The organism is Serratia oryzae, from assembly GCF_001976145.1.
Lineage (GTDB): Bacteria > Pseudomonadota > Gammaproteobacteria > Enterobacterales > Enterobacteriaceae > Chania > Chania oryzae.
This window is the reverse complement of the sequence record NZ_MOXD01000001.1, coordinates 546,180-557,560: the sequence shown is the minus strand read 5'-3', so window position 1 is coordinate 557,560 and position 11,381 is coordinate 546,180. Positions and strand designations below refer to the sequence as shown.

General features: G+C 51.7%; 10 protein-coding genes. 4 read left to right on the top strand and 6 right to left on the bottom strand.

Annotation, left to right across the window (positions count from 1 at the left end):
• Window positions 1-145: 145 nt before the first annotated feature.
• Together dsbB and nhaB are read right to left on the bottom strand one after the other, a co-directional pair.
• On the bottom strand, window positions 146-676 hold the full coding sequence (gene dsbB, locus BMI79_RS02625; RefSeq protein ID WP_076940265.1) for a disulfide bond formation protein DsbB: 531 nt from the start codon (window positions 674-676) through the stop codon (window positions 146-148).
• Between the two features lie 122 nt (window positions 677-798).
• A complete protein-coding gene (nhaB, locus tag BMI79_RS02620; RefSeq protein ID WP_076940264.1) occupies window positions 799-2,382 on the bottom strand; it encodes a sodium/proton antiporter NhaB in 1,584 nt (527 codons plus the stop codon).
• A gap of 243 nt (window positions 2,383-2,625) precedes the next feature.
• On the opposite strand from nhaB, the gene fadR reads away from it, so the two are divergent.
• Window positions 2,626-3,345: a fatty acid metabolism transcriptional regulator FadR gene (gene fadR / locus BMI79_RS02615; protein ID WP_076940263.1), complete on the top strand. Its 720-nt coding sequence runs from the start codon at window positions 2,626-2,628 to the stop codon at window positions 3,343-3,345.
• A gap of 58 nt (window positions 3,346-3,403) precedes the next feature.
• Here fadR and BMI79_RS02610 read toward each other — a convergent pair whose 3' ends face one another.
• Complete coding sequence (locus BMI79_RS02610) at window positions 3,404-4,939, bottom strand: SpoVR family protein (protein WP_076940262.1); 1,536 nt, start codon at window positions 4,937-4,939, stop codon at window positions 3,404-3,406.
• A gap of 664 nt (window positions 4,940-5,603) precedes the next feature.
• Between BMI79_RS02610 and BMI79_RS02605 the strand changes: the two genes are divergently transcribed.
• The gene (locus BMI79_RS02605) at window positions 5,604-6,908 is read left to right on the top strand and encodes a D-amino acid dehydrogenase (protein WP_076940261.1); all 1,305 of its coding nucleotides are present in this window, start codon (window positions 5,604-5,606) and stop codon (window positions 6,906-6,908) included.
• Window positions 6,909-6,973: 65 nt separating this feature from the next.
• Window positions 6,974-8,047, top strand: a complete 1,074-nt coding sequence (gene dadX / locus BMI79_RS02600) for a catabolic alanine racemase DadX (protein WP_076940260.1) — start codon at window positions 6,974-6,976, stop codon at window positions 8,045-8,047.
• Window positions 8,048-8,060: 13 nt separating this feature from the next.
• Here the strand turns inward: dadX and BMI79_RS02595 are convergent, their stop codons facing one another.
• Window positions 8,061-8,621 carry a 3'-5' exonuclease gene (locus tag BMI79_RS02595; RefSeq protein WP_076940259.1) on the bottom strand — a complete coding sequence of 187 codons (561 nt, stop codon included), beginning with the start codon at window positions 8,619-8,621 and terminating at the stop codon, window positions 8,061-8,063.
• A gap of 330 nt (window positions 8,622-8,951) precedes the next feature.
• Entirely contained in the window at window positions 8,952-9,128 is a 177-nt protein-coding gene (locus tag BMI79_RS02590) for a GhoT/OrtT family toxin (protein WP_076940258.1), read from the bottom strand.
• Window positions 9,129-9,476: 348 nt separating this feature from the next.
• On the opposite strand from BMI79_RS02590, the gene cspE reads away from it, so the two are divergent.
• Window positions 9,477-9,689, top strand: a complete 213-nt coding sequence (gene cspE / locus BMI79_RS02585) for a transcription antiterminator/RNA stability regulator CspE (RefSeq protein WP_076940257.1) — start codon at window positions 9,477-9,479, stop codon at window positions 9,687-9,689.
• A 397-nt stretch (window positions 9,690-10,086) separates the two neighbouring features.
• On the opposite strand, the gene BMI79_RS02580 is transcribed toward cspE, so the two are convergent.
• Window positions 10,087-11,358 (bottom strand): YeaH/YhbH family protein, encoded by a 1,272-nt coding sequence (locus BMI79_RS02580; protein WP_076940256.1) that lies wholly within the window; start codon window positions 11,356-11,358, stop codon window positions 10,087-10,089.
• Window positions 11,359-11,381 lie beyond the last annotated feature (23 nt).

The window sequence follows — 11,381 nt, the reverse complement described above, 5'->3', positions numbered from 1 at the left end:
GATGAAGATGGCTCGTCTGTTTACCGTAGCCGGGGCACTGATTGTGCTCGTTTATTTCTTTACTCACACCTGATGTGAAGCAATGCGTGAAATGACAACCCGATAAAAAACGGCGCTTGAAGCGCCGTTTTTTGTCTGATGACGACTAGCGGCCAAACAGATCACGCCGACGCTGGCGTACAAATTGGCTCAGCAGTACCAAAACACCGATCAGCAGATAGGCAGCAAAGATCCCTACCAACCACTGTGGCATTTCTAATGACAGAAACTGCCATTGGCGCACGGAACAGTCTCCTGAAGCGTGGAACACCTCGGGCAGCCATTTGTCGAGCGGCAGCCAGGATGGGAAACTGACGAAGAAATCACAGGTATTGAACGGCGATGGGTGTAATTGGATCATGGTGTGCTTCCAGGCCAACTGTACGCCCGACCAGGCACTGTATATCCATAATAAGATAGCCGCATAACGCAGCGGCGTTTTTGGCGCAATGGCACCCAGCAGCGCAGCGCCTAATATCCCGAACAGCGCAACGCGTTCATAGATACACATCACACAAGGCTGCAACAGCATTACGTGTTGAAAATAGAGAGCAACCAACTCCAGGACCAATGCAGTCAGGGCCATCAGCAGCCAAGCACCGCGCCCTTGTGAGCAACGGTTAAAGAATTGCAACATATATTTGTTCTTCCATGCAGTAAGCAATTGAACCGGCAGTGTAAACCAATTCATCCCCGCTGCCAGCTATCTGAACGCTATTCAGTGAAAAATAGTCGCTGGTGGCGGGGCGGTTATGCCGATTAATGTGCCGAGCCTGGGGCTACGGCGTCAAGCGGTGGCAGCGTTAACCAGTGCCATTGTGTTAGCAGATCCGTGGCTGGCGCTAAGGTATGCTGCACGCACAATAGGCCAACCAAGGTTAGCACCAGAGTGTAAGGCAACGCCATCCAAACCATGCGGCCATAAGACAGGCGGACTAACGGCGCTAACGCTGATGTGAGCAGAAACAGGAAAGCGGCCTGGCCGTTGGGGGTGGCAACCGAGGGCAGATTAGTGCCGGTATTGATGGCCACCGCCAGCATTTCAAATTGTTTAAGTGAAAGTGTGCCGTTTTCCAGTGCTGCACGTGCTTCGTTAATATACACCGTGCCGACAAAAACGTTGTCAGAAACTGAAGAGAGCAGGCCGTTAAACAGATAGAACAGAGAGAGTTGTGCCGAAGGTTCTGCCTGCAGAACAAACTGAATCACCGGCGTAAACAACTGCTGTTCCACGATTACTGCCACCACGGTAAAGAACACCGTCAACAACGCGGTAAAGGGCAGGGCCTCCTGAAACGCCTTGCCGATGGCATGTTCATCCGTGATACCGCACAGAGACGTCGCCAGAATGATCACTGAAAGGCCAATCAACCCCACCTCCGCCAGATGGAAGGCTAGGGCAATAACCAGCCACAGGCCAATCAGGGCCTGTACCACCAGCTTCATGTTATCCTGGCGGCTACGCTTGGCGGTCGCTTTCCGATCGAACTCCTGCAGCACCTCACGCACGCGTTCCGGCAACGCCGTGCCGTAGCCAAACACCGCAAAACGTTCAACCAGCAGACAGACCAGCAGGCCACAGACAAATACCGGCAGCGTAACCGGTGCCATGCGCAGGAAAAACTCACCGAATCCCCAGCCAGCATTTTTGGCGATAATCAGGTTCTGTGGCTCCCCCACCATGGTCATCACACCACCCAGCGCGGTCCCCACACCGGCGTGCATCAGCAGGCTGCGTAAAAAAGCCCGGAACTGCTCAAGCGTTTGCTTATGGTCAGGATTATCAATGTTGCTGTCGTCACTGATGTCGATATTCTTATCGGCACCTTTGGACGCCACGTTGTGATAGATCGAATAAAAACCGGTGCCAACGCTGATAACCACGGCAACCACCGTCAGGGCATCGAGGAAAGCAGAAAGCAAAGCGGCCGCGACGCAAAAGGCCAGCGAAAGCAGCATTTTGCAACGGATATTGAGCAGCAGTTTAGTAAACACAAACAGCAGCAGCTGTTTCATGAAGTAGATGCCAGCCACCATAAACACTAGCAGTAGCAACACCTCAAGATTGTTAGCTATCTCTTTACTGACGTGTGCTGGGCTGGTCATACCGATTAGCACCGCTTGGATAGCCAGCAACCCACCGGGTTGCAAGGGATAGCATTTCAGCGCCATGGCCAGCGTAAAGATAAACTCAACGACCAGCAACCAACCTGCAGCAAAGGGGCTGATCAGGAAAAATACCAGCGGATTAATCACCAGAAAACTGATGATGGTTAATTTGTACCAGTCGGGAGAAGGCCCGAGAAAATTTTTCACCAATGCCGAACGTATAGTCATATTCATGCTGTCTTTACAAAACCTTCAAAAGAGTTAACGCGCTATACCCTAACAACCGCCATGGGTCTGTTGCAATCCAAGGTTAGTTTTATGAGGAAATTTCTGCCAAGCGGTGTTTTCGCATATTTTTTGCCGGGTTATGCACACTTTCGTTTAATGTTTTTTGCTCCCGCTATGTGATACCCCGGCGATCTGGTATGATCAGCAAACTACTATTACTGTATATCGTCGCTACGGAACGTCAAACACATGGTCATAAAGGCGCAGAGTCCTGCCGGTTTCGCGGAAGAATATATTATTGAAAGTATTTGGAATAATCGCTTCCCCCCTGGCTCTATTTTGCCCGCGGAGCGTGAGCTTTCAGAGCTGATTGGTGTCACACGCACCACATTACGTGAGGTTTTACAGCGACTGGCCCGTGATGGTTGGTTAACGATTCAGCATGGTAAACCCACCAAAGTGAATAATTTTTGGGAAACTTCAGGCCTGAATATCCTGGAAACCCTGGCACGCCTCGATCACAACAGCGTGCCGCAATTGATTGATAACCTGCTGGCCGTGCGCACCAATATTGCCTCGATCTTTATCCGCGCTGCGGTGCGCAACCACCCCGAGCAGGCGCAAGAAGTGCTGGCGAAAGCCGCGCAGGTGGAAGATCAGGCGGAGGCCTTCAATCACCTCGATTACGAGATTTTCCGTGGGCTGGCTTTTGCCTCGGGCAACCCGATTTATGGCTTGATCCTCAATGGGTTGAAAGGGCTGTATACCCGAGTGGGCCGCTATTACTTCTCTAACCCGGATGCGCGCAAACTGGCGCTCAGCTTCTACAACAAGCTCTCTACCCTGTGCCACGAAAAGATGTACGATCAGGTGATGGATTGCGTTCGTAGTTACGGTAAAGAGAGCGGGGCAATCTGGCACAGCATGCAGGGCGCAATGCCGAGCGATCTGGCCGAGGCCCGCCGGTAACAGGTTCCTCTGTTCGTCAAAAGGGGCGCATTGTGCGCCCCTTTGCTGTTGTAGCGAGTTATAACGCGGTGGGCCTTGGCGGGCAGCGATCGAGCAACTCAATGCTGCCATCTTCGTTTTTCTGCTCCAGAATGATATCGAAGCCCCACAGGCGGTGCAGGTGTTTCATCACCTCTTTGCGGCTCTTGTCCAGCGGCGCGCGATCTTGTGGAATGTAACGCAGCGTTAGTGAACGATCGCCGCGCAGATCGACGTTCCAAATCTGGATATTCGGTTCATGATTGCTCAGGTTGTACTGTGCTGACAGCTCCTGACGTATCGCGCGGTAACCGGCCTCGTTGTGGATCGCCGAGATCTCCAGATAGTTGTTGCGATCGTCATCCAGCACGGTGAATAAGCGGAAGTCACGCATCACTTTCGGCGATAGAAACTGGCTGATAAAGCTCTCATCCTTGAAGTCACGCATGGCGAAATGCAAGGTATCCAACCAGTCTTTACCAGCGATGTCAGGGAACCAATAGCGATCTTCCTCGGTCGGAGACTGGCAGATACGCTTGATATCCTGGTACATGGCAAAGCCCAGTGCATACGGGTTAATCCCGTTGTAATACGGGCTGTTGTACGGTGGTTGATACACCACGTTGGTATGGCTGTGCAGGAACTCCAGCATAAAGCGATCCGTCACACGTCCTTCATCATAAAGATGGTTCAGAATGGTGTAGTGCCAGAAGGTAGCCCAACCTTCGTTCATCACCTGAGTCTGTTTCTGTGGATAGAAGTATTGGCTCACCTTGCGCACGATGCGCAACACTTCACGCTGCCAAGGCTCCAGCAGCGGGGCGTTTTTCTCCATAAAGTAGAGAATGTTTTCCTGCGGCTCACGTGGGTAACGCAGTGCCTGCTCAGGAAGCGCCTCGCGGTCTACGCGTGGCAGCGTTTTCCACAGCGAATTCACCTGGCTTTGCAGATATTCCTCACGGCTTTTCTGCCGCGCTTTCTCTTCCAGCAGCGAGATTTTCTGCGGGCGTTTGTAGCGATCAACGCCGTAATTCATCAGCGCATGGCAGGAGTCCAACAGCTTCTCCACTTCCTCAACGCCATAGCGTTCTTCACACTGGCTAATGTAGTGACGGGCAAACAGCAGATAATCCACGATTGAGCTGGCATCGGTCCAACTGCGAAACAGGTAGTTATTCTTGAAAAACGAGTTGTGCCCATAACAGGCATGCGCCATAACCAGCGCCTGCATAGTAATGGTGTTTTCTTCCATCAGGTAGGCAATGCACGGGTTGGAATTGATCACGATCTCATAGGCCAAGCCTTGCTGGCCCTGTTTGTAGAGTTGCTCGGTTTCAATGAACTTTTTACCGAACGACCAATGGGTATAGTTAATCGGCATCCCGACGCTGGAGTAAGCGTCCATCATCTGCTCGGAGGTGATGATCTCGATTTGATGTGGATAGGTGTCGAGCCGGTAATGCTTGGCCACCCGGTCAACCTGCTCCAGATAAACCTGCAGCAGGTCGAACGTCCAGTCCGGTCCATCGCTCAGACGTTTATCTTCCTTAACCTTTTTATGTGTCGAAGTAGTCATCAGCGCACCCTCGTTATTAACGGACTCTGCTCGTTTTGGCAGGTCTTGTATCAATCATAGTCCAAGTTGAAATAAACCGTTATATATCAGTAAAGTAAAATTAACATATCGCTCTGCACCGATCGTTGGTTGGCTTTCAACTTACTGGTTACCGCGGTCGTCCTGACCTCTTGCGGTTATTTCTGCTGATTTCTGGCCGAGAAGACGCTGAGCCAATCGCCTTTTCTCTCTTTCGAGTATAGCCCGGCCGAAAGGGGGTGCAACTTATGGCATGAGAGAGGTTGTTGTTCAGCAGCGAGTTTTTTCTGCTGCGAGGGTACGACGTCGTTTAAATATAATATTCCGTCAAAAGGTGATTTATAAAAAATAAAGTTCTGATTATTAAGGGCGGTTTCATATTTATCTACCGTTAACGGAATGTTATCAGAGAAGGTTTTTGCATTGCAATCAATGCAGTCAATGATGGCGATTGAAGGGCTGTTTCTTTCCCCATCGCCATTTTTACAACATCTTATCGCTATTTATAGGCGTCTATTGCAAAAGATCTCCGTTTGAACGATAAATTAAATGTGAATGTTGTCATGATTAATGAGTAAGTTGTTTTTCGGTTTTTTCCACTGGGTTAATTTCATGTAATTAGATGATTATGCTTTTGGAGTCAGCGATGCGTGTGGTCATTTTAGGGAGTGGAGTGGTAGGCGTTGCCAGTGCCTGGTATTTAGCAAAAGCCGGTCATGAGGTCACGGTTATCGATCGTCAAGCGGGGCCGGCAATGGAAACCAGCGCCGCCAACGCCGGGCAGATCTCACCGGGCTATGCCGCGCCGTGGGCTGCGCCAGGAGTGCCGCTAAAGGCGATTAAATGGATGTTCCAGCGCCATGCGCCGCTGGCGATACGTCTTGACGGCAGCAGCTTCCAGCTACGCTGGATGTGGCAGATGTTGCGAAATTGCGATACCGCCCACTATATGACCAACAAAGGCCGTATGGTGCGCCTGGCGGAATACAGCCGTGACTGTATCAAAGTGCTGCGTCAGGAAACCGGTATTCAATACGAAGGGCGTCAAGGGGGGACGTTGCAACTGTTCCGTACTCAGCAGCAGTTTGAGAGTGCTGCCAAGGATATCGCCGTGCTGGAAGATGCCGGGGTGCCTTATAAACTGCTGGAAGCCAGCCAATTGGCGACGGTTGAACCGGCGTTGGCGCAGGTGGCGCATAAGTTGACCGGCGGTTTGCAGTTACCCAATGATGAAACCGGGGATTGCCAGCTGTTTACCCAACAATTGGCGAAGCTGGCCCAACAGGCCGGTGTCAATTTTCTGTTCAACCGCAGCGTTGATCGCCTGTTGGTGGCGGGCGATAAAATCACCGGGGTGCAGTGTGATGGCGAAGTGATTAAAGCCGACAGCTATGTGGTCGCGTTCGGGGCTTATTCCACCGCATTACTGCGCGATATGGTTTCGATACCGGTCTATCCGCTGAAAGGCTATTCGTTGACGATCCCGATCACCGATGAAGCGGCCGCACCGTTCTCTACCGTGCTGGATGAAACCTACAAAATCGCCATTACCCGTTTTGATCAGCGCATCCGCGTGGGGGGCATGGCCGAGATTGTCGGTTTTAATACCGAACTGGAACAGAAACGCCGTGAAACGCTGGAGATGGTGGTGCGCGATCTGTATCCGAACGGTGGCCGGATTGAGGATGCCACATTCTGGACCGGTTTGCGGCCAATGACGCCCGACGGCACGCCGATCGTTGGCCGAACGTCGCTGAAAAACCTCTATCTCAATACGGGACATGGTACGCTGGGCTGGACGATGGCCTGTGGTTCCGGGCAGTTGCTTGCCGATCTGATTTCCGGCATTACGCCAGCAATCCCCTCTGACGATTTAGCCGTAGCGCGCTATAGCGCCAGTTTTCGCCAGAGACCGGCAATCCCGCTGAATGACGTGCATCCGGCACGCTGAAAGTAACGAGTGCCGCAGGTTGTTGCCTGCGGCTGTTGTTTGCCATGGAGGCTGAAGGAGAACCAATGCCCCGCCCGATAACCGCTACGCTGCATTTGGCGGCGTTTGCCAATAATCTGCACGTTGTTCGCCGTTTTGCTCCCACTGCCAAGGTCTGGTCGGTTGTTAAGGCAAATGCCTATGGGCATGGCCTGAAGAATGTCTGGCAAAGTCTGGCGCAAACTGATGGTTTTGCCCTGCTCGATCTGGCCGAGGCCATCCTGCTTAGGGAGTCTGGCTGGCGCGGCTCGATCCTGCTTCTGGAAGGTTTTTTTCAGCCAGAAGATCTGTTGCTGATCGATCGCTATCGATTGGCCACTGCGGTGAACAGTGACTGGCAGCTTCAGGCGATTGCCGAAGCGCGTCTGCAAGCGCCCGTGGATGTTTACCTGAAACTCAATAGTGGGATGAATCGTTTGGGGTTCGCCCCAGAGCGGTTGCACAATATCTGGCAGAAAGCGCAGGAGTTGCGCAATATTGCATCAATGACGCTGATGAGCCATTTTGCTACCGCTGATAGCACCGAAGGTGTCGCACAACAGATGGCAACGATTGAACGCGCCGCAGCCGCCATCACTCTGCCACGCTGCCTGGCGAATTCTGCCGCCATCTTGTGGCACCCTGAGAGCCATGGCAGTTGGGTGCGGCCGGGTATTATCCTGTATGGCGCATCACCCACCGGCAACTGGCGCGACATTGCTGATACGGGCTTGCAACCGGCGATGACGCTGAGCAGTGAAATCATTGGTATGCAAACGTTGCAACAGGGCGATCGCGTGGGTTATGGCGGCCGCTATACCGCCACTGGGCCGCAGCGTATTGGCGTGGTGGCCTGTGGCTATGCCGATGGCTATCCGCGTCATGCGCCGACCGGCACGCCGGTGTGGGTCGATGGCGTATTGACCCATACGCTGGGTAGCGTTTCGATGGACATGATGATGGTGGATCTGACGCCTTGCCCGCAGGCCGCTATTGGCACCCGGGTGGAGCTATGGGGGCGGAATCTGCCGGTGGACAATGTTGCAGCAGCAGCCGGTACGCTGGGTTATGAATTGCTGACCAGCCTGGCGGCGCGGGTTAACGTTGACGTCGTCAGGTAAGAGGCGGGCAGCATCAAACGGAAGAGGGTTTGCGGTAATAGAGTGCGGAAATAACATCAGCAACATAGCGTGCCTGATGTTTGGCATCATCCAACGCACGATGAGGGGTGCCTTCAAACGGGCGCTCTTTTTTCGGGTTGAAGCCGTGCAGTTCTGCCAGCGTAATGATGGTACGTACGTCCTGCGTATCCCAGAATTGCCAAGGGCAGGGTATTTCAAGCTGGTTGAAGGCGTGTTCGAGGATTGTGCAGTCAAACTCTTTACCGTTGCCCCATACTTTCACGCTGTTGGTGCTGTGCATGTGAATAAAACGGCTGAAGTGAGTTAACACGCGCTTTAGATTTTCTGTCCCGCCAAAGGCCCGCTTACGTGCTTCATCTGACTGTTTGGCCCACCAGGCTACGGTGGTGAGGCTGATGGTGCGACCAGGCTGATCCTTTTGGCTGTTGATCGCGGCTTCAAATTCCGCGCCCAGCTTGCCCGTTTTGGGATCAAAAAAGACTGCAGCAACGACCAGGATCACGGCGCTGGGTGCGATGTCCAGCGTTTCAATATCTAACATCAGGTGGTGCATTGCGGGGCCTCCGGCAGCTTTGTGGATAGCATAATGGTACACCAAACCGAATAGTGTGGTGCAACTCGGCGGGTAAGTGCCTATTTTGACAGAGGCGAAAGTCAGTTAATCACGGTATGATGTTTTCAGTCATTGCGTCGGGTTGGTAACTAGCGTTGAGAACTCTTATCTTCATTTTATGTATGATCGGTTACCTGCTGGTACTAGGCTACCTTAGCGTTTATGTCACTGATAAAATTTGTGAGAAATCCAATAACTTCAGCAAAGTCTGCCGTATGGTAGATATCTCAGAGCCCCATATTCAGAAGTAAAGATGTTTTTGTCATTTGGTTAGAATAAGGCAAACAGCAATACGACCGGGAGACTCAGTGGCCAGGTCAGGCCGATGACGAGTGCGCTGATGCAGCGGATTTTAATGGTATCCTTGCTGACTAAGTACGTAAAAAACATAGAAACTAATAGGCCAATTAAATAAACGTATTGCGTTGTTACCCACAGCGATGACATGAAACCGATCCAAGTTTTTTTTTGAGCAGCGCATTCTAGGGGGTTAAACTGTGACAAGCAACGTTTGGCTCTGGCTTATTGTTTTCAGGCAAGGGGGTTTTAGTCGTTTATCAAAAATAATTATAAATATAGATTGCTAATAACGGATGGTTATGAGTAAATGACGTCATCGGTTTGTAGCACAGACCTTATGAAAGCAGTTTTAGTAAAGCAGTTCTCAGTATTAGTGATATCCGACAGATACCTCTTCTTCCGCGAATTCTCTTCTTTAGTGCCCCATAAGTTTCCACTGAATAGCAGACCTCACTCGCCACTATGGCGGCCTAAAAAATAATGAAGGAAGTATCTATGTCTAATAAAATGACTGGTTTAGTAAAATGGTTTGACGCTGGTAAAGGTTTTGGTTTTATTTCCCCTGCTGACGGTAGCAAAGATGTGTTTGTGCATTTTTCTGCCATTCAGGGGAATGATTATAAAACGCTTGATGAAGGCCAAAAGGTTGAGTTCACCATCGAAAATGGTGCTAAAGGCCCGTCAGCTGGCAACGTTACCGCGCTGTAATCTGAGCTGGTAGGGTGATAGAAACTTGCGACAGCGATGATGGCAAAGACCGGAGCAGACAAGCGTTAACCCACCCTACCTCTTCACCTCCGGCCCTGTGCCGGGGGTGAAGATTTTCCACCGCGAAAACCACCACCCACTATCCAGACTTCAGCAACAGAAAAGGTTATTGAGAACAGTAGTTTTTTCTGTTGTGAAAGGGCCGTGCTCAGGCCGTGTAAAGTTGGAGTGTTCGATGAACGCTTACGCCACACCATGACAGCCGGGAAAGCGACCGGCACAAATTCTAGCCCTGGCAGCCATGCCGGGGTTTTTTATTTTACGGATGGAATATTCAGGCAGAAATACAATCAGCCAGAAACCTGAGTTATCTGGCTGATTGAGATTAAGATCGGTTTTACGCCGTTTGTTTGTGGAAAAGTGCCCGGAATACCGGATAGATATCCTCTGGCTCGCGGATATGCTGCATGGCGAAGTTTTCAAAGGTTGCCTGCAGATTTTCATATTCGCGCCACAGCGTTTGATGGGCACGGCGTGTGATCTCGATGTAGCTGAAGTAACGCACCATCGGCAGGATCTTTTGCGCCAACAGTTCGTGACACAGCGGTGAGTCATCCGCCCAGTTATCGCCGTCCGATGCCTGTGCAGCATAGATGTTCCACTGCGCCGGATCGTAGCGTTCCTCAACCACTTCCTCCATCAGCTTCAGCGCGCTGGAGACAATGGTACCGCCCGTTTCTTGCGAGTAGAAAAACTCCTGTTCGTCCACTTCTTTAGCCTGCGTATGGTGGCGGATATACACCACCTCAACGTTCTTATAAGTCCGGCTCAGGAACAGATAGAGCAGAATATAAAAACGTTTGGCCATGTCTTTGGTGGCCTGATCCATCGAACCTGAAACGTCCATCAGGCAGAACATCACCGCCTGGCTGGAAGGCTCCGGTCGGCGCTCATAGTTCTTGTAGCGCAAATCGAAGGTGTCGATAAAGGGCACGCTGTCGATTTTCTTGCGCAGTTCGGCAATTTCTTTACGCAAGCGCTCCTCTTCCAGCAGTTGCACCGGTTCGGTGTTTTCCAACTGGGTGAGGGTATCTTCGAGCTCATGCAATGCCCGCCGTTTACCGGCCGTCATCGCGGTTCGCCGCGCCAGTGAGTTTTGCAATGAACGCACGACGCTGATATTCGCTGGTACGCCGTTAGCGGTGTAACCGGCACGATGGGTTTTGTACTCTGTTAACTGTTTGTACTGGTTTTTCTTCAGGTTTGGCAGCGCCAGATCTTCAAACAGCAGGTCGAGATACTCATCTTTGGAGATCTGGAAGACGAATTCATCTTCACCTTCTCCGTCCTGGCTGGCATTGCCTTGGCCGCTGCCTCCGCCGCCGCCGCCACCTTGTGGCCGTTCGACGCGGTCATTTTGCACAAAGTGATCGTTGCCCGGATGAACGCGATGGCGTGTACCGCCACGCCCCTGATGAAACATCGGCTCGCTGATATCACCCGAAGGAATCGAAACTGACTCCCCGCTGTCGACGTCGGTCACCGAACGCTTGTTGATGGCTTCGGCAATCGACTGTTTGATTTGCGACTTATAACGGCGCAAGAAGCGCTGGCGGTTCACCATGCTCTTGTTTTTGCCATTCAGCCGTCGGTCAATGAAATAGGCCATACATCCCCCAAACAACGTTGCCA